General features: G+C 67.6%; 18 protein-coding genes. 8 read left to right on the plus strand and 10 right to left on the minus strand.

Annotated features, from left to right (window positions below):
• Positions 1-94 precede the first annotated feature (94 nt).
• Both purL and AC1RRV_RS04725 read left to right on the plus strand, forming a co-directional pair.
• Positions 95-2,302 (plus strand): phosphoribosylformylglycinamidine synthase subunit PurL, encoded by a 2,208-nt coding sequence (purL, locus tag AC1RRV_RS04720; RefSeq protein ID WP_492858424.1) that lies wholly within the window; start codon positions 95-97, stop codon positions 2,300-2,302.
• Between the two features lie 93 nt (positions 2,303-2,395).
• A complete protein-coding gene (locus AC1RRV_RS04725) occupies positions 2,396-3,463 on the plus strand; it encodes an alpha/beta fold hydrolase (RefSeq protein WP_492858425.1) in 1,068 nt (355 codons plus the stop codon).
• Between the two features lie 13 nt (positions 3,464-3,476).
• Here AC1RRV_RS04725 and AC1RRV_RS04730 read toward each other — a convergent pair whose 3' ends face one another.
• Both AC1RRV_RS04730 and AC1RRV_RS04735 read right to left on the minus strand, forming a co-directional pair.
• Positions 3,477-5,315, minus strand: coding sequence for a PAS domain-containing hybrid sensor histidine kinase/response regulator (locus AC1RRV_RS04730; RefSeq protein ID WP_492858655.1), 1,839 nt, complete (start codon positions 5,313-5,315; stop codon positions 3,477-3,479).
• A gap of 119 nt (positions 5,316-5,434) precedes the next feature.
• Positions 5,435-6,385, minus strand: a complete 951-nt coding sequence (locus AC1RRV_RS04735; protein WP_492858426.1) for a M20/M25/M40 family metallo-hydrolase — start codon at positions 6,383-6,385, stop codon at positions 5,435-5,437.
• 144 nt (positions 6,386-6,529) lie between these two features.
• Here AC1RRV_RS04735 and AC1RRV_RS04740 point away from each other — a divergent pair, with 144 nt between their 5' ends.
• The 4 genes from AC1RRV_RS04740 to AC1RRV_RS04755 all read left to right on the plus strand — a co-directional run bounded on the left by AC1RRV_RS04740 (position 6,530) and on the right by AC1RRV_RS04755 (position 8,595).
• Positions 6,530-6,766 carry a BolA/IbaG family iron-sulfur metabolism protein gene (locus AC1RRV_RS04740; protein WP_492858427.1) on the plus strand — a complete coding sequence of 79 codons (237 nt, stop codon included), beginning with the start codon at positions 6,530-6,532 and terminating at the stop codon, positions 6,764-6,766.
• A 113-nt stretch (positions 6,767-6,879) separates the two neighbouring features.
• Complete coding sequence (locus tag AC1RRV_RS04745) at positions 6,880-7,770, plus strand: aldo-keto reductase family protein (protein WP_492858428.1); 891 nt, start codon at positions 6,880-6,882, stop codon at positions 7,768-7,770.
• Between the two features lie 67 nt (positions 7,771-7,837).
• Complete coding sequence (gene grxD / locus AC1RRV_RS04750; protein ID WP_492858429.1) at positions 7,838-8,179, plus strand: Grx4 family monothiol glutaredoxin; 342 nt, start codon at positions 7,838-7,840, stop codon at positions 8,177-8,179.
• Positions 8,176-8,595 carry an acyl-CoA thioesterase gene (locus AC1RRV_RS04755; RefSeq protein ID WP_492858430.1) on the plus strand — a complete coding sequence of 140 codons (420 nt, stop codon included), beginning with the start codon at positions 8,176-8,178 and terminating at the stop codon, positions 8,593-8,595. Before grxD ends, AC1RRV_RS04755 begins: the two co-directional genes overlap by 4 nt.
• A gap of 3 nt (positions 8,596-8,598) precedes the next feature.
• On the opposite strand, the gene AC1RRV_RS04760 is transcribed toward AC1RRV_RS04755, so the two are convergent.
• Complete coding sequence (locus tag AC1RRV_RS04760) at positions 8,599-8,826, minus strand: hypothetical protein (RefSeq protein ID WP_492858431.1); 228 nt, start codon at positions 8,824-8,826, stop codon at positions 8,599-8,601.
• Positions 8,827-8,835: 9 nt separating this feature from the next.
• Complete coding sequence (locus AC1RRV_RS04765; RefSeq protein WP_492858432.1) at positions 8,836-9,216, minus strand: hypothetical protein; 381 nt, start codon at positions 9,214-9,216, stop codon at positions 8,836-8,838.
• A gap of 131 nt (positions 9,217-9,347) precedes the next feature.
• Here AC1RRV_RS04765 and AC1RRV_RS04770 point away from each other — a divergent pair, with 131 nt between their 5' ends.
• Positions 9,348-10,487 carry a serine hydrolase domain-containing protein gene (locus AC1RRV_RS04770; RefSeq protein WP_492858433.1) on the plus strand — a complete coding sequence of 380 codons (1,140 nt, stop codon included), beginning with the start codon at positions 9,348-9,350 and terminating at the stop codon, positions 10,485-10,487.
• 20 nt (positions 10,488-10,507) lie between these two features.
• Here AC1RRV_RS04770 and AC1RRV_RS04775 read toward each other — a convergent pair whose 3' ends face one another.
• The 5 genes from AC1RRV_RS04775 to AC1RRV_RS04795 form a co-directional block, all read right to left on the minus strand.
• Positions 10,508-10,816, minus strand: a complete 309-nt coding sequence (locus tag AC1RRV_RS04775) for a TFIIB-type zinc ribbon-containing protein (protein ID WP_492858434.1) — start codon at positions 10,814-10,816, stop codon at positions 10,508-10,510.
• 366 nt (positions 10,817-11,182) lie between these two features.
• The gene (rpsD, locus tag AC1RRV_RS04780; protein ID WP_099580201.1) at positions 11,183-11,800 is read right to left on the minus strand and encodes a 30S ribosomal protein S4; all 618 of its coding nucleotides are present in this window, start codon (positions 11,798-11,800) and stop codon (positions 11,183-11,185) included.
• 180 nt (positions 11,801-11,980) lie between these two features.
• Positions 11,981-12,358, minus strand: a complete 378-nt coding sequence (locus tag AC1RRV_RS04785) for a hypothetical protein (RefSeq protein WP_492858435.1) — start codon at positions 12,356-12,358, stop codon at positions 11,981-11,983.
• Positions 12,359-12,432: 74 nt separating this feature from the next.
• Complete coding sequence (gene fghA, locus AC1RRV_RS04790) at positions 12,433-13,266, minus strand: S-formylglutathione hydrolase (protein ID WP_492858436.1); 834 nt, start codon at positions 13,264-13,266, stop codon at positions 12,433-12,435.
• A gap of 3 nt (positions 13,267-13,269) precedes the next feature.
• Positions 13,270-14,379 (minus strand): S-(hydroxymethyl)glutathione dehydrogenase/class III alcohol dehydrogenase, encoded by a 1,110-nt coding sequence (locus AC1RRV_RS04795; protein ID WP_492858437.1) that lies wholly within the window; start codon positions 14,377-14,379, stop codon positions 13,270-13,272.
• A 158-nt stretch (positions 14,380-14,537) separates the two neighbouring features.
• Here AC1RRV_RS04795 and AC1RRV_RS04800 point away from each other — a divergent pair, with 158 nt between their 5' ends.
• On the plus strand, positions 14,538-15,569 hold the full coding sequence (locus tag AC1RRV_RS04800; RefSeq protein WP_492858438.1) for an oxidoreductase: 1,032 nt from the start codon (positions 14,538-14,540) through the stop codon (positions 15,567-15,569).
• On the opposite strand, the gene AC1RRV_RS04805 is transcribed toward AC1RRV_RS04800, so the two are convergent.
• A complete protein-coding gene (locus AC1RRV_RS04805) occupies positions 15,566-16,855 on the minus strand; it encodes a DUF1254 domain-containing protein (protein WP_492858440.1) in 1,290 nt (429 codons plus the stop codon). The genes AC1RRV_RS04800 and AC1RRV_RS04805 overlap by 4 nt on opposite strands.

The raw sequence follows: 16,855 nt of genomic DNA on the forward strand, positions 1-16,855 counted from the left end.
ATCGCCCCACCATGGCGCCGTTCGCCACTTCGACAACGAAGAAGTCCCCACGAGCTGTGGCGGAATCTGATCGGTCGGGTTAGAAGGCGCGCCCATGAGCACGCCCCAAAAGCCCATGGCCGAATTGGCCGCCGAGTTCGGCCTGAAACCCGCCGAATATGACGTCGTCCTGAAGCGACTGGGCCGAGAGCCCAATCTCGTGGAGCTGGGCGTGTTCTCGGTGATGTGGTCCGAGCACTGCTCGTACAAGTCCTCGAAGAACCAGCTGAAGAAGTTCCCGATCAGCGGTCCGCGCGTGATCTGCGGTCCGGGCGAGAACGCCGGCGTCATCGATATCGGCGACGGCGACGCGATCATCTTCAAGATGGAGAGCCACAACCACCCCTCGTACATCGAGCCCTATCAGGGCGCGGCGACGGGCGTAGGCGGCATCATGCGCGACGTCTTCACGATGGGCGCGCGGCCGATCGCCTTGCTGAACGCCCTGCGCTTCGGCGACCCCAGCCATCCGAAGACCAAGCGCCTGGTCGACGGCGTGGTCGCCGGCATCGCCGGCTACGGCAACTGCGTGGGCGTGCCCACGGTCGCCGGCGAGACCAACTTCCACAAGGGCTACAACGGCAACATCCTGGTCAACGCCATGTGCGTGGGCCTGGCCCGCACCGACAGCATCTTCTATTCGGCGGCGCCGGGCCCGGGCCTGGCGGTCGTCTATTTCGGCTCCAAGACCGGCCGCGACGGCATCCACGGCGCGACCATGTCGTCGGCCGAGTTCTCCGAGGACTCCGAGGAGAAGCGCCCCACCGTGCAGGTCGGCGACCCTTTCGCCGAGAAGCTGCTGATCGAGGCCACGCTGGAGCTGATGGCCACCGGCGCGGTCGCCGCCATCCAGGACATGGGCGCGGCGGGCTTGACCTCGTCGTCGGTCGAGATGGCCGGCAAGGGCGGCGTCGGCATCGAGCTGAACATGGACATGGTCCCTCAGCGCGAAGAAGGCATGTCGGCCTACGAGATGATGCTGTCGGAAAGCCAGGAGCGTATGTTGGCGGTCCTGAAGCCCGGCCGCGAGCAGGACGGCCACGCCATCTTCGAGAAGTGGGGCCTGGACGCCGCTGTCATCGGCTACACCACCGACACCGGCCGCCTGGTGCTGAAGCATCACGGCGAGACGGTCTGCGACGTGCCGCTGGCGCCGCTGTTCGACGATGCGCCGCTGTACGATCGCCCCTGGGTCCAGCCCAAGCTCGACCCACGCCTCGACCCCGGTCAGATCCCCGCCCCGATCAACTGGAACGAAGCGGTCCTGAAGATCGTCGGCTGCCCCGACATGGCCTCCAAGCGCTGGCTGTGGGAGCAGTACGACCGTCACGTGATGGCCGACACCCTGGAGGACAGCGCCACCGGCTGCGACGCCGGCATCGTGCGCATCCACGGCTCGGGCAAGGCCATCGCGGTGACCAGCGACTGCACCCCGCGCTACGTCCAGGCCGACCCCTATGAAGGCGGCAAGCAGGCGGTGGCCGAGGCCTGGCGCAACCTGACGGCCGCCGGCGCCCTGCCGATCGCCATCACCGACAATCTGAACTTCGGCAGCCCCGAAAAGCCCGAGACCATGGGCCAGATCGTCCGCGCCACCGACGGCATGGCCGAGGCCTGCCGCGTGCTGGATTTCCCGGTCGTGTCGGGGAACGTCAGCCTCTACAACGAGACCAATGGCGTCGCCATTCCGCCGACCCCGACCGTCGGCGCCGTGGGCCTGCTGGACGACTACGACCTGCGCACCGGCTTCGGCGGCGTGACCGAGGGCGACACCCTGGTGCTGATCGGCGAGACCCACGGCGAACTGGGCGCCTCGATCTATCTGCGCGAAATCCTGGGCCGCGAGGACGGCGCCCCCCCGCCGGTCGACCTGGCCGTCGAGCGCAAGAACGGCGATTTCGTCCGCGGCCTGATCTCCTCGGGCCTGCTGGCGGGCGTCCATGACCTGTCGGACGGCGGCCTCCTGATCGCCGCGGCCGACATCGCCCTGGCCAGCAAGGTCGGCGTCACCCTGAACGCCACCAGCGCCGCCCACGCCCACCCCTATCTGCTGGGCGAGGACCAGGCCCGCTACCTGATCGCCACGCCCGATCCGGACGCGGTGCTGGAAGCGGCCAAGGCGGCCGGCGTCCACGCCAATGTCGCCGGCGTCGCGGGCGGCGAGGCTTTCGCGTCGACGGGCCTGTTCAGCCTCTCGCTGGACGCCCTGCGCGCCGCGCACGAGGCCTGGATGCCGGGCTACATGAACGCGCCGAAGGCCTAGCGCGGGGCTCTAGCTACGCCGTCGTCCGGCTTAGCCATCCAGCGTGGCGGGGAGCGACCTTGACCCCCGCCACGGCGTGCATAGGGTCGCGGCATGACCCGTACGATCCTCGCCTTGCTCGCCGCGCTCGCCCTGACGATCCCTGTCGCCGCCCGGGCGGCCGAGTGGCCGACGAAGGAAGGCGACTTCACCGTCAGCGGCTTCGTCTTCAAGTCGGGTGAAAAACTGGCCGAGGCCCGGCTGCACTACACGACGCTCGGCACGCCACACCGCAACGCCAAGGGCGAGATCGACAATGCGGTGATGGTGCTGCACGGCACCGGCGGCTCGGGCAGGAACTTCCTCGTCCCGGTTTTCGCCGACGAGCTCTACGGGCCCGGCCAACCGCTCGACATCACCAAGACCTTCGTGATCCTGCCCGACAACATCGGTCATGGCGGCTCATCGAAGCCCAGCGACGGCCTGCGCATGGCCTTTCCGCATTACGACTATGACGACATGGTCGCCCTGCAGCACAAGCTCCTGGTCGATGGCCTGGGCGTGACGCGGCTCAAGCTGATCCTCGGGACCTCGATGGGCTGCATGCACGCCTTCGTCTGGGGCGAGACCTTTCCGGGCTTCGCCGAGCGTCTGGCGCCGTTCGCCTGCAACACCGTAGCGCTGGCCGGCCGCAACCGGATGTGGCGCAAGATGGCGATGGACGCGATCAAGGCCGACCCGGCGTGGATGGGCGGCGACTACACCACCCAGCCCATGGCGGGCATCCGCACGGCGGCCGACCTGCAGATCCTGGCCGGCGCCAATCCGATGGCGCTGCAGGCGCAGTACCCGACCCGCGAGGCGACCGAGAAGGCGCTGGAGCAGTCCTTCGCCCGCATGGTCGGCGGATACGAAGCCAACAACGCGCTCTACTACATCGACGCATCGCGCAACTACGACCCCTCCCCGGGCCTGGAGAAGATCACCGTGCCGGTGCTCTGGGTGAACTCGGCCGACGACTTCATCAACCCGCCCGAGCTTGGCCTCGCCGAGCAGATGGTCAAGCGCATGCCCCGTGCGCGCTTCGTGCTGATCCCGGCCTCGACCGAGACGCGCGGCCACGGAACCCATACCTCGGCGAAGTTCTGGAAGGCCGATCTGGTGAAGCTGCTGGCCCAGTAGGCCGGCCGAAGCCCTAGGCCGCGTGGGTCCGCCCCGACCAGCGGGCCACCGCCTCCAGCAGCTTGGTCGGATTGATCGGCTTGCCGAGGTGATCGTCCATGCCCGCCGCCAGGCAATTGGCGATCTGTTCGGGCAGGACATTGGCGGTCATGGCCACGATCGGCGTCGCCGCGCCGCGCGCGCCCTCCATGGCCCGGATCTCGCGGGTGGCGGTCAGGCCGTCCATCACCGGCATCTGCACGTCCATCAGCACCAGGTCGTAGTGACCCCGGCGCATGGCCTCGACGCCGGCGACGCCGTCATTGGCGGTTTCCACCTCGACGCCGAACGGCTCCAGCATCGCGCGGATCAGCTCGCGATTGACGGCGTTGTCCTCGACCAGCAGCAGCCGCACCCCGGCGTCGGCGTCCAGCGGCGACATCTCCGCCTCGACGGTCGGCGTCAGCTCGGCCAGCGGGCCTCGCACCTCGAACCAGAAGGTCGAGCCCTGCCCTTCGACGCTGTCGATGCCGATCCGGCCGTCCATCCGGTCGATGATCCGGCGCGAGATGGCCAGGCCCAGCCCGGTTCCGCCGAACCGTCGCGACACCGCCGCGTCGGCCTGGGAGAAGCGGTCGAAGATGTTCTCGCGATGCGCGGCGGCGATGCCAATGCCGGTGTCGGTGACCTCGCATCGCAGCATCGCCTCCTCGCCCTCCACCGTCTGGCGCAGGGCGACTGTGATCCCGCCCTGGGCGGTAAACTTCACGGCGTTGGACAGGAAATTCAGCAGCACCTGGCTCAGGCGCGGGCCGTCCAGGCTCATGGGGCGCAGGTCGGCGGGCGTCTCGACCTTCAGGCTCAGCCCCTTGGCCACGGCCCGCTCCTCGACCAGGGCGGCGCAGGACGAGGCCATGGCGGCGGGGTCGAACGGCCCCGGATCCAGCTCCAGCCCGCCGGCCTCCAGACGCGAGAAGTCCAGCACGTCGTTGACCACGCTGAGCAGGGTGTTGCTGGCGTCGAGAATATGGCCGACCTGGCGCGCGGCGGTCTTGGTCAGGTTGCGTGACCGGCGCAGCACCTCGGCGAAGCCGATGATCGCGGTGAGCGGCGTGCGCAGCTCGTGGGTCATGTTGGCCAGGAAGTCGGACTTGGCCGCCGAAGCCGCCTCGGCCAGCACCAGGGCCTTGGCGATATCCAGTTCCAGCTGTTTGCGATCGGTGATGTCGCGCGAGGCCACCAGCAGGTAGTCCGAGCCGTCGCCGAGGCGCGAATAGGTGCTCTCGATCCAGACCGAGCCGCCGTCCTTGCGGAAGCTCTCATAGGCGGCCACCGCGGGTGGGCCGCCGGGCTCCAGCGTGCGCACCAGCCTCTGCACCCGGTCGAAGTCCGCCTGGCTGACGATCGCCGTGGGCGGCAGGGCCATGAACTCGTCGACCGTGAAGCCGGTGATCCGCTCGATGCTGGGCGAGCTGTAGATCCGCTCGCCCTTCGGCGACCAGAGGGCGATGTGATCGGCGAGGTTGTCGGCCAGCAGCCGATAGAGGCGCTGGGCCTCGCTCAGCTTGGCCAGGGCGTCCTCGGCCTCCAGGCGACGCTCGTCGGCGGCCTCGATGGCTGTCTGTTTGGCGTCGACGCTGGCGGTCAGGTCGGCGTGCATCCGCTCCAGCTTCATCCTCTGGCTCGTCAGCCAATAGGCCAGCGGCGTGGCCACGATTAGCGAGATCAGCAGGGTCGAGAACGGCGTGTAGGCGCTGGGGTCGCGCAGCAGCAGGATGTTGACGACATAGTCCATCACCATCGCCGCGCCCACGATGAGGCCCACCGTCGGCGCGGTCCTGAAGATCCGGGTTCTCACGATGGCGAGCTTGATCGCGGGCTCCTCAAGTCGGCGGACTCACGGTGGACTTCGCCAGATTAAGGAGAGATGAGGGCCCGGCGCCACCCCGGCGACAATTCGCCGCGCCGTGGAAATCCCGGTGAAACTTAGGTCTAGCGCCCTGAAGACTTGGCCACGTCGTCCAGGTTCTTTTCCAGCGCCAGGCTCGACTGGACCACGGTCGCCACCGAACGCTTGAAGAAGTCCTGCGGCACGGTCGCGAAGTCGTCGGTGGGCTTGTGGTACTCGGGATGGTCCTCGACCCCGAAATAGATCCACGGCACGCCCTTCTCGGCGAAGGCGTAGTGGTCGGATTGGTTGGTCCAGTTGTTTTCCTTGCCGTCGGCGTCGGTGTCGTGGCCCAGCTTCAGCGTAACCGGCGCGGTCGCCGCGACCTTGACCAGGATCGGCTTAAGGTAGGGGAACGGCCCGGTCCCCGAGACATAAAGCTCGTTCTTCTGGTTCTTGCTGAGCATGTCGAAATTGATGTTCAGCGCTATGCTTTCCAACGGGACAGGCGGCGCGGCCACGAAGGCCTTGGCGCCGCGCAGGCCGCCCTCCTCGGCGTCGACCACCGCGAAGATCACGTCGTGCTTCGGAGGCTTGGCCTTGAAGGCCTCCGCCACCGCCAGCAGGCCCGCCACGCCCGAGGCGTTGTCGTCGGCGCCGTTATAGACCTCGCCCCCCCGCACGCCGAGGTGGTCGTAATGCGCCGAGACGACCAGCGCCTTGCCGGGCTGCGTCCCCTTGATACGCGCCACCAGATTGGTCGCCTGCACCGCGGAGCCATCCCGCTTGGCGAAGCTAAAGGGCTGCTCGAACTTGTCACCGATCGGCGACAGGCCGATTTCGGCGAAGCGCGACAGGATATAGGCCCGCGCCTTCTCCGAGCCCGGCGTGCCGACGCCCCGCCCCTGCATGTCGTCGGCCGACAGCGTGCGAACATCCTCGACAGCCTTGTCGCCCGGTCCGGCGAAGGCCGGCGCGGCAAACGCTGCGGCAGCGACGACGGCGGCGACCAGCGCCAAGGGGCGGAGAGCCGAACGGCGAGAAAGATGGGTCATGGCCTTTACATGCCGTGCGCCGCGCCGCGAATTCAATTAAATCTCCGAAATCTTGTCGCGAAGTCTTGCCGAACGTCTCATCCGCATACGTCGTTCTTAAGGAATCACGGCCACATAGACCCTCCAAGGATCGGAGCCCTTCCCGTGCCCATGTCCCATGCCGAGCTCGAGGCGCGCCTCAACGCCGCCTTTCCTGATTCCGAGATCGTGCTGACCGACCTGGCCGGCGACAACGACCATTGGAAGGCCCGCATCGTCTCGCCCGCCTTCAAGGGCCTGCCGCGCGTGCGCCAGCACCAGCTGGTCAACAAGGCCCTGGCCGACGTGCTGGGCGGCACGCTGCACGCCCTGGCTCTCGAAACCCTGGCCCCGGCCGACTAGAGCATTTTCCGATCCGAACGGATCGGTGGAATGCTCTAGTTATTTGTTTTAACGCATTTTCTGACGACGAACCGGTATCCACTTCGTCGGAAAATGCTCTAGGAGCCCCGGCGTTGCGCTATCGTCCCTTCGGAGCCTCCGGCATGGCGGTCTCGGCGCTCACCCTGCGCCTGGCCGACAGCTCACGCCTCCGGGCCAACGACTGGCGCGCCCTGGTCTTCACGGCGCTGGAAAACGGCATCAACAGCTTCCAGGTCGACGGTGACTCGCCCGAGCTGCTGAAGGGCGCCGGGGAAGCCTTCGCCTCGGTGGATCGCCACCTGCTGTTCCTGACCTGGCGCGTGCGCGGCGACGCGGCCGCGCTGGGCCAGCAGGCCGTGGACGGCATGCTCAATTCCGCCTTCGACGGGCTGTCGCTCAGCTATCTCGACCTGGTGCTGATCAACGATCCGCTGGCCCCCGCCTTGCCGCCCGCCTTCGAGGCCGGGCTGCGCTCGCTGCACGAGAGTCGGGTCCTTCGCGGCGTCGGCGTCGCCAGCCGAGGCGACATCGACCCCCGCCTGTTGGCCAACGAGATGGTCACGGCCATCTCCTCGCCCTTCAACCTGTCGTCCGGCTGGGCCGAGCGCCACCGCATCCGCCATGCCATCAAGCAGGACTTCGCGGTGATCGGCGAGGACTTCTGGCCCCAGGCCCTGCGCGAGGGCGGCGAGATGGCCCCGCCCAAGCCGTCGCTGTGGCGCCGTCGCTCCGACCCGCTGGCCGACGTCGGCGGCTACGAGTTCCTGCACAACACCATGGGCTGGAGCGGCGAGGACATCTGCCTCGGCTACGCCCTGACCGAGCCCTCGCTGTCGTCCGTGCGCATCACCGCCGACACCCGCGCCGAGGTCGAGCGCCTGGCCGCCGTGGTCGAGCGCGACATGCCCAACGGCGTCTGCGCCCAGATCGAAATGGCGCGCTTCTCGGCCCAGGAACGCGAGAAGGCGACTAGTCGCACCTGACCCGCTCCCTCTTGACCCCGGGGCCCACGGCGCCTAGCTGAAAGGCTTACGCCCTAGGACTATCTCCATGACCGACGTCGCCTCCTCCCCCGCCCTGGACTTCATCGCCAAGACCGTCGCCGACCATCCCGTGGTCGTCTTCATGAAAGGCGTGCCGGACCAGCCGCGCTGCGGCTTCTCGTCGGTCGTCGTGCAGATCCTCGACCATCTGGGCGTCGAGTTCGTCGGCGTCGACGTCCTGCAGGACGATGACCTGCGTCAGGGCGTCAAGACCTTCACCGACTGGCCGACCATCCCGCAGCTCTATGTGAAGGGCGAATTCGTCGGCGGCAGCGACATCATCCGCGAGATGTTCCAGTCGGGCGAACTGAAGACCCTCCTGGTCGAACAGGGCGTGCTTTCGGCTTGAGCCGACTCTTCGTCCCGCCTTCGGACGCCTATTCCCTGACCTTCGAGCCCAAGGCGTCGGACATCGACGCCAACGGCCACGTCAACAATGTGGTCTACCTGGCCTGGGCCCAGGACCTGGCCATCGCCCATTGGGAAGCCTGGGCCAGCGCGGACGAGCGCGCGCCGTGGAGCTGGATCGCCCGTCGCCACGAGATCGACTACCGCCGCGAACTGCTGCCCCATGAGGTCGCCACGGGCTACACCTGGGTCGGCGAGCTGAAGGGCCCGCGGTTCGAGCGCTATGTCCGTATCGACGGCCCGGACGGCGAGATGTGCGCCCAGAGCCGCACCGACTGGGTGCTGATCGACATCGCCGCCAAGCGCCCCGCGCGGGTGTCGCCCTGGATGATCGAGCGGTTCACGCCGAAGGGATGACGTTTAGGCCTGCGACTTGGCGGGGCGATAGATCTTCAGCATCCGAAAGTCGCCGCACTTCGAGCATGTGCCGAGCGTGTAGCTGGTCCCGGCCGCGCCGTACCGAATCCCGCCCACCGAGGCGAGCGACTTCTGGTGGCCGCACTTGGTGCATTGGATCTTCCACTCGCGCGACTGCCGCGCGACGTCCTCGAAGAAGCCTTCAATGGCCTTGCGAACCTTCTCGAACATTTTTGTCCCTCAGCGTCGCGCGGTCGATACAGAATTGGCGATGACGATCCGCTCGCCAGCGGTGAGGCCAAGCTCCGCATAGCTGAACACCAGATCGATCGCGGCGCCCGCGCCCTTACAGGTCTCCAGCCGCCGCCGCGCGAAAGCCACCACCGCGTGGCCGTCCCTTCGATCGACCCGGAACGCGAAATCGGCCTTGGTCGCGCATCCCTTCGAAGTCACCCGTATCGTCAGGACCTCGGCCCCCGCCTCCGCCGCCAGCAAAGGCTCCAGCTCGGGCCAAGTCTCGCTGGGCGCCGCGCGCAGCAGCACGGGCGTGGTCGCGCATCCGGCCAGTGTCAGGGCCGCTCCGGCGAGTACAAAACCTCTGCGTGAAACCGCGCCTGTCATCGACCTCTGTACGAACCGCCCGACTTGCGGTGAAGATCGCCCACCGCTGGCGACCTGACCAGCCCTCGGAGCCCTCCGGGCTTCGGTGTTTGAACATTCGGAGCGCGCGCCGCGCTCCAGGGGAGAGTCTCGTGCGTCTTCGGTTCGCTTTCCTGGTCGCGTCCCTGGCCAGCGCCCTGACTACCCCGGCCTTGGCCGCGCCCGGCTACAAGACCCTGGACGCCGAGATCGACCGGCTGATGGCCGCCGGCAAGATCCCAGGCGTCGCCATGGCCGTCGTCGACAAGGGCAAGGTCGCCCATGTCGTGGCCAAGGGCGTGCGTAACGAAAAGGGCGATCCGCTGACGCCCGAGACGATTATGTACGCGGCCTCGATCACCAAGACGACGTTCGCCTACTACGTCCTGATGCTGGTCGACGAGGGCAAGCTGGACCTGGACAGGTCGATCGCCGAGTACCTCCCCAAGCCCCTGCCCGACTATCCCCGATATGCCGACCTCGGCGTCGACGAACGCTGGAAGACGATCACCGCGCGCCGCCTGCTGACCCATAGTTCAGGCCTGGCCGACCAGCGGTTCTATGACCCGGAGAACAAGTTCCGCTTCAACCTCGAGCCGGGCAGCCGCTACGCCTATTCGAACGAGGGCATCAACCTGCTGCAGTTCGTCATCGAGCAGGGGCTGGGCCTGAAGGTCGGGGACGAGATGGATAGGCGGCTGTTCAAGCCGCTGGGCATGACCCGCTCCAGCATGATCTGGCGCGACGACTTCAAGACGAACCTGGCGGACGGCCAGCACGCGGACGGCAAGTGGGAAGCCCACGACGACCGCTCCAGCGTCAAGGCGGCCGGCTCGCTGGACACCACGATCACCGACCTGTCGAAGCTGGCGGCGGCGATGGTCTCGGGATGGGGCCTTTCAGCCAAGGCGCGGGCCGAACTGGCCAAGCCCAGCTTCCCGATCGTCAGCCGGAGCCAGTTTCCGCCGTTCCTGATCAAGGACAATCCCGACAACGCCAAGGCGGGCCTGGCGGCCGGGATCGGCGTGGTGGTGTTCGACGGGCCCCAGGGCCACGCCTTCTTCAAGGGCGGCCACAATGACATCACCGACAACCACATGGTCTGCGTCGAGAAGGGCAAGCGCTGCGTGGTGCTGCTGACCAACAGCGGCGTGGGCCAGAAGGTCTTTCCATCCCTGGTCAAGGCGGCGCTGGGCGACCTGGGGACGCCGTGGAGCTGGGAGTACGGCGAGGTCCCGTCGACCGCGCCGTAGAGCCCCCGCGCCGCGCCGGATCAGTCGAAGATGTCGAAGAGGTCGAAACGCTTCTTCTTGTGATGACCGTACGCGCCCTGGCGGTGACGGTCGTCGTCATCGTGGCGCCGGTGGTCGCTCTTGTGGTCGCCGTAGTGATCGGGACGAGCGTAGGCGCGCGGCTGGCCTTGAGCGGCCTGGGCCTCCTCGCGCTCGATGACCATCAGCTTTTCCAGCTCGCCGCGGTCCAGCCAGACGCCACGGCAGCGCGGGCACATGTCGAACTCGACGCCGGCGCGCTGCACGGCCTGCATGGAGCCGTCGCAGTTGGGGCACATCAGAAGGGGCATGTGGAACCTCCGGTCCAAAAACATGGATCGGGTGTCCTCGACGAGAGGCGGCGCCTTTGGGGAGGGGGGCTAGGCAGCCGGACCCAGACATCGAGAACACCCGATGCGGTCCGACATCACAAGCGCTTGCATCGCTTGCCAGAGGGGCCCGGTCCCGCCTGATCAAGGTGGGATCTGCACAGGAGGCTTTCAAGGGGGCTCCTCCCCTTAAGGGGGAGGTGGCCCGTAGGGCCGGAGGGGGCAGCGCGGCAATGCCGGATTAGCCCCCTCAGTCGGCTTCGCCGACAGCTCCCCCAACAGGGGAGCATCAAACAAAAAGGCCCCGGATCGCTCCGGGGCCTTTCCGTATGGGTTCGGATCCGACGCTTACGAAGCGTAGAATTCGACGACCAGGTTCGGTTCCATCTTCACCGGATACGGAACTTCCGAGAGTTCCGGAGCGCGGACGAAGGTGGCCGACAGGCCCTTGGCGTCGACCGAGACGTACTCGGCGAAGTCACGCTCGTTCGAGGCGACCGCTTCGAGGACCAGAGCCATGTTGCGCGACTTTTCGCGGACCGCGATCACGTCGCCAGCCTTGCAGCGGTACGACGGGATGTTCACGCGCTTGCCGTTCACGGTCACGTGGCCGTGGTTGACGAACTGGCGGGCGGCGAACACGGTCGGCACGAACTTGGCGCGGTAGACGATGGCGTCCAGACGCGACTCGAGCAGCGAGATCAGGTTCTCCGAGGTGTTGCCCTTGCGGCGAGCAGCTTCCTCGTAGGTGCGCGAGAATTGCTTCTCGGTCAGGTTACCGTAGTAGCCCTTCAGCTTTTGCTTGGCGCGCAGCTGCAGGCCGAAGTCCGAAACCTTTTGCTTGCGGCGTTGGCCGTGCTGGCCAGGACCGTACGAGCGTTGGTTGACCGGGGACTTCGGACGGCCCCACAGGTTTTCACCCATGCGGCGGTCAATTTTGTACTTGGCGCTATGGCGCTTAGACATAGGTCACTCTTTTAGTTCGATCCGTGCCGGCTCCCCTCGAAAGAGGTGCGATCTCAACGGCGGCTTCGGGTCAATCCGTCATGCGTTTTCCGCGCCGTCCGGCGAGCCGGCGGCGTGAAGGCGCGGTTTATGAGGGAGAGAGGCCGGGGAGTCAATGTGCTCCCCCCGCCTCCGCCGGGCCTAAGGCCGCGACAACGGATTGCGTACGCGGACCCGGCCGCCGCGCTCCACCCCATGGGCGTCCAGCGGGAAGCGCAGTTCCACGCCTTCCGGCAGGAAGGCCCGGCACATGTCGGGGCGCTTGCGGGTGAAGGTGAAGGCGGTCAGGCCATCGCGGCGGGTGCTCTCGACGGCGAAGTCGTCGGGCTGGGTGCAGCCGTTCGAGGAGACGCGGACCACCAGATCGTCCTTGTCCACCCGCGCGGCCTGCAGCGGCTCCAGTGGTTGGCCGTCACTCCGGGTCACCGAGATGTCGGGATGGTCGTCGGCGTCGATGATCACACAGGCCGAAGTGCTCAGGCCCAGAACGATGATGGCGGCAAGCGGTGCGAACTTCATTGGTTTCCCCTCCCAGTCAGCTTGACCGTGAAAGGAGGGTTCGCCGCCTGAACCCAGGATGAATTACCGAAAGTTCACAGGCGGGCGGCGTGAAACGCCACGTGATCGCCGATGAAGGTCGAGATGAAGAAGTAGCTGTGGTCATAGCCATCCTGCCGCCGCACCGTGACCTTGCGGCCGGCCCTGGCGGCGGCGGCTTCGATCCGTTCGGGCTTCAGCTGGCTTTCCAGGAAGTTGTCGGCCAGGCCCTGGTCGATCAGGATTTCGTCGAAGCTGGCCCCCGCGCCATCCTCGATCAGGGCGCAGGCGTCGTGGGCGCGCCAGGCGGCGCGGTCGGGGCCGAGATAGGCGGTCATCGCCTTGTCGCCCCACGGGCAGTTCAACGGCGAGACGATCGGCGAGAAGGCGCTGACCGACTTGAAGAGGTTCGGATTGCGCAGGGCGATGGTCAAAGCCCCGTGCCCGCCCATCGAATGGCCGAAGATTCCCCGTCGCGCCGGGTCCAGCGGGAAGGCGGCGTCGACCGCCATCAGCAGGTCGCCGGTGACATAGGCGTACATCTTGAAGTGCGGCGCCCACGGGGCCTGGGTGGCGTCGACATAGAAGCCGGCGCCCTGCCCCAGATCGTAGGCCGGGTCGTCGGCCACGCCTTCGCCGCGCGGGCTGGTGTCGGGCGCGACGATCGCCACGCCATGCTTGGCCGCATAGGCGTAGACCCCCGACTTCACCGTGAAATTGTCCTCGGTGCAGGTCAGGCCCGACAGCCAGACGAGATAGGGAAACGGCCCCTCGCCATCCGGCGTCCACACCGTGAACTTCATCGGCGTGCCGGTGCTGGTGCTGGCGTGCCGGCAGTAGCGCAGGGTTCCGCCGTGGACGCGAGAGGTGGAGAGGGTTTCGACGGTCATGAACTAGAACGTCACCACGGTCCGGATGCTCTCCCCAGCATGCATCAGGTCGAACGCTTCATTGATGCGTTCCAGCGGCAGGACATGGGTGATCATCGGGTCGATCTGGATCTTCCCGTCCATGTACCAGTCGACGATCTTCGGCGTGTCGGTGCGGCCGCGCGCGCCGCCGAAGGCCGTGCCCTTCCAGACCCGGCCGGTGACCAGCTGGAACGGACGGGTGGCGATCTCCTTGCCGGCCTCGGCCACGCCGATGATGATGCTCTCGCCCCAGCCGCGATGGCAGGCCTCAAGCGCCTGGCGCATGACCGTGGTGTTGCCCGTGGCGTCGAAGGTGTAGTCGGCGCCGCCGTCGGTCAGGGCCACCAGGTGGGCGACGATGTCGCCGTCGATGGTCTTGGGATTGACGAAGTGGGTCATGCCGAACTTGCGGCCCCATTCCTCGCGATCGGGATTGATGTCGACGCCGATGATCATGTTGGCGCCGACCAGCTTCAGGCCCTGGATGACGTTGAGGCCGATGCCGCCCAGGCCGAAGACCACGGCGTTGGCCCCCGGCTCGACCTTGGCGGTGTTGACCACCGCGCCGACGCCCGTGGTCACCCCGCACCCACAATAACAGGCGGTCTTGAACGGCGCGTCGCGGCGGATCTTGGCGACCGCGATCTCGGGCAGGACCGTGTAGTTCGAGAAGGTCGAGCAGCCCATGTAGTGGTGGATGGTCTGGCCCTTGTAGGAGAAGCGGCTGGTGCCGTCAGGCATCAGGCCCTTGCCCTGGGTGGCGCGGATCGCCGTGCAGAGGTTGGTCTTGCCGCTGAGACAGCTTTTGCACTGGCGGCACTCGGGCGTGTAGAGCGGGATCACGTGGTCACCGACCGCGACCGAGGTGACGCCCGGGCCGACCTCGACCACCACGCCCGCGCCCTCGTGGCCCAGGATCGAGGGGAACAGGCCCTCGCTGTCCAGGCCGTCCAGGGTGTAGGCGTCGGTGTGGCAGACGCCCGTGGCCTTGATCTCGATCAGCACCTCGCCGGCGCGGGGACCTTCCAGGTCGACCTCGACGATCTCCAGGGGCTTCTTGGCCTCGAAGGCGACGGCGGCGCGGGTCTTCATAGCGAGTCTCCTGGAGAGCGAACCGGCGCAATCTGCCGTCGAAGCCGCGCCGGGTCGAGCCCGCAGGCGGCGAAAGCGCCAGCCCATTTTTCCTTCGCCATCGTGACCGCTGTCCAGGCGTGCCCTAGGGTCCGCCCGCCTCGCCGCCGGAGCCACCGATGACCAAGACTCTCAACGTCGCCCTTCTCGGATACGGCATGGCGGGGAAGGTGTTCCACGCGCCGCTGATCGCGGCCACGCCGGGCCTGACGCTGCGGACGGTCGTCACCTCGCGGACCGATGAAATCGCCGCCGATCACCCGGGCGCAACTGTCGTCGCCGATGTGGCCACAGCCTTGGCCGATCCGGCGATCGACCTGGTGGTCGTGGCCACGCCCGACGCGGTCCACGCCGAGCATGGCCGCGCGGCCCTGGCGGCCGGCAAGGCGGTGCTGATCGACAAGCCCTTCGCCACCACCCTGGCCGACGCCCAGGCCCTGGCCGAGCAGGCCCGGCACGCCGGCAAGCTGCTCAGCGTGTTTCACAATCGCCGCTGGGACAGCGACTTCCTGACGCTCCGCGCGCTGATCGCCGACGGCGCCTTGGGCGAGGTGACCCAGTTCGAGTCCCGCTTCGACCGGTTCCGACCGATGGTGGCCGACCAATGGAAGGAAAAGGCCGGCGCCGGGACCTGGTTCGGCCTGGGGCCGCACCTCGTCGACCAGGCCCTGCAGCTGTTCGGCATGCCGCTGGGCGTCTATGCCGATTTCGCCCGCCAGAAGGACGGCGGCCAGGCCGTCGACTACTGCCACGTGATCCTGCGCTATCCGCGCCTGCGGGTCATCCTGCACGCCTGCCAGCTGGCCCCTGTCAACGACCTGCGTTTCGCGGTCCATGGAACGGGCGGCAGCTTCATCAAGTACGGCCTGGATCCGCAGGAGGCGGCGCTGGCTTCCGGCCAGGTTCCCGGCGGCGGGGGCTGGGGCGTCGATCCGCGTCCGGGCGCCCTGTCCCGCGTCGCGGACGGCCAGGCCCGTCCTGCTGAGTTCGAGAGCTTGCCCGGCGACTACCTGGCCTTCTACGCCGCCCTGCGCGACGCCTTGAACGGCGTGACTGAGAACCCGTCGAACCCTGCCGACGCCCTGGCGACCATGACCGTCATGGACCTGGCCATGCGCAGCGCCGAGGCGCGGCGGGAACTGGCGGTCTAGACCTTCACCACCGCCGGGAAGCGGAACGCGCCGCCCAGCATTTCCGGACGCGGCAGATAGGCCCGCAGATACAGGGCGAACGGACCGGACCTGGGCGCGGGCAACCAGTTGACGCTCTTGTCGCCGCCCGGGTCGGCGCGGCCGATCCAGATGTCCAGCGTCCCGTCGGCGTTGCGCTTCAGGCCCGCCGTCCGATCGCCCACCGTGTAGCGCTTGATCGGATTGTCCGTGAAGAAGAACTGGCCATCGGCCGTGGCCTCGTACATCGACAGCGACCAGAAGCCGTCCAGCGGCAGTTGGGCCGGCATGGTCAGGCGGTAGAGGCCGTCGCCGGTGAAGTTGCCGGCTCCGTCGTCCCCGACCGCCTTCATGTACATGGCCTCGGCCACGGGCAGAGCACCCAGGCCCTGCAGTGCGACGATGGCGCGATAGAGGTAGTCCTGGCCGTAGTCGCCGAGATTGGCGCGCGGATAGGACCAGCCGTTTACGAACGTCTGCCGTCCCTTGGCGAAGACGGTGATCATCCGGGCCTCCTCGGCGCCCGCGGCCGCGGCGGCCTCGTCATACGGCCCCGCGCCCAGGAAGGCGGCGGCGCGGCGCAGAATCCTCAGGTCGGTCGAGGGGGCCGGGTCGCTGGCCAGCAGGTTGCGCGCGGTCGCGAAATAGTCGGCCGGCTTGGCGTCGCGGGCGGCATGGGTCGCGACAGGACCGCCGGCGGGACCCTTTAGCACGAAGCCGTCCTGGGCCTTGTGCGCGGCTTCCAGGTCGGCGCTGCCATCGGTGAGCGTGCGGATCAGCAGCCAGGCGTGCGGCGTGGCGATCCGGGTCGAGTTCGGCCCGGTCGACGCTTGCCCCGGCCCGACCAGGGTGAAGGTCCCGCCCTCCCCGCCAACCGTGCGCGAACCCAGGACGACATTGTTGTTGGTGAACATGTCCATCACCGCCACAGAGTAGTAGCGCTTGCCCAGGGCCGGGATGGTCAGGGTCACCGGCCCCTTGGTCAGGTCCAGGAAGGCCGAGGAATAGAGGGTGTCGTTGTTGGGCGTGGTCACCCAGCGGGCCGTGTGGTCCGACAGGGTGCGGGTGTGGTTCAACGTGTTGATCGCCGCGCCCGGCGCCTTCAGCAGCCGCGCCCGCGTGGTGGCCATCTCGATCAGCGGCAGGGCGTAGAGATAGGCGTCCCGTGCACTGGTCGCGTCGCCTTCGGCGGCCTGTGCGCCCCTTGGGGCCAAGGTGGGCGCAAAGCCTAGCGCGCCCGCCGTCAGCAGCAGGTCCCGACGGTTCAT

It is taken from the genome of Caulobacter sp. GW821-FHT11E10 (assembly GCF_058808375.1).

Excerpts from the sequence above, each read along its gene's own strand:
- AC1RRV_RS04735 (WP_492858426.1), bottom strand. The coding sequence starts at position 6,385 with ATGACCCATCTTTCTCGCCGTTCGGCTCTCCGCCCCTTGGCGCTGGTC.
- purL (WP_492858424.1), top strand. The coding sequence starts at position 95 with ATGAGCACGCCCCAAAAGCCCATGGCCGAATTGGCCGCCGAGTTCGGC.
- AC1RRV_RS04760 (WP_492858431.1), bottom strand. The coding sequence starts at position 8,826 with ATGTTCGAGAAGGTTCGCAAGGCCATTGAAGGCTTCTTCGAGGACGTC.
- AC1RRV_RS04785 (WP_492858435.1), bottom strand. The coding sequence starts at position 12,358 with ATGAAGTTCGCACCGCTTGCCGCCATCATCGTTCTGGGCCTGAGCACT.
- AC1RRV_RS04765 (WP_492858432.1), bottom strand. The coding sequence starts at position 9,216 with ATGACAGGCGCGGTTTCACGCAGAGGTTTTGTACTCGCCGGAGCGGCC.
- AC1RRV_RS04800 (WP_492858438.1), top strand. The coding sequence starts at position 14,538 with ATGACCAAGACTCTCAACGTCGCCCTTCTCGGATACGGCATGGCGGGG.
- fghA (WP_492858436.1), bottom strand. The coding sequence starts at position 13,266 with ATGACCGTCGAAACCCTCTCCACCTCTCGCGTCCACGGCGGAACCCTG.
- rpsD (WP_099580201.1), bottom strand. The coding sequence starts at position 11,800 with ATGTCTAAGCGCCATAGCGCCAAGTACAAAATTGACCGCCGCATGGGT.
- AC1RRV_RS04725 (WP_492858425.1), top strand. The coding sequence starts at position 2,396 with ATGACCCGTACGATCCTCGCCTTGCTCGCCGCGCTCGCCCTGACGATC.
- AC1RRV_RS04775 (WP_492858434.1), bottom strand. The coding sequence starts at position 10,816 with ATGCCCCTTCTGATGTGCCCCAACTGCGACGGCTCCATGCAGGCCGTG.
- AC1RRV_RS04795 (WP_492858437.1), bottom strand. The coding sequence starts at position 14,379 with ATGAAGACCCGCGCCGCCGTCGCCTTCGAGGCCAAGAAGCCCCTGGAG.
- grxD (WP_492858429.1), top strand. The coding sequence starts at position 7,838 with ATGACCGACGTCGCCTCCTCCCCCGCCCTGGACTTCATCGCCAAGACC.
- AC1RRV_RS04805 (WP_492858440.1), bottom strand. The coding sequence starts at position 16,855 with ATGAACCGTCGGGACCTGCTGCTGACGGCGGGCGCGCTAGGCTTTGCG.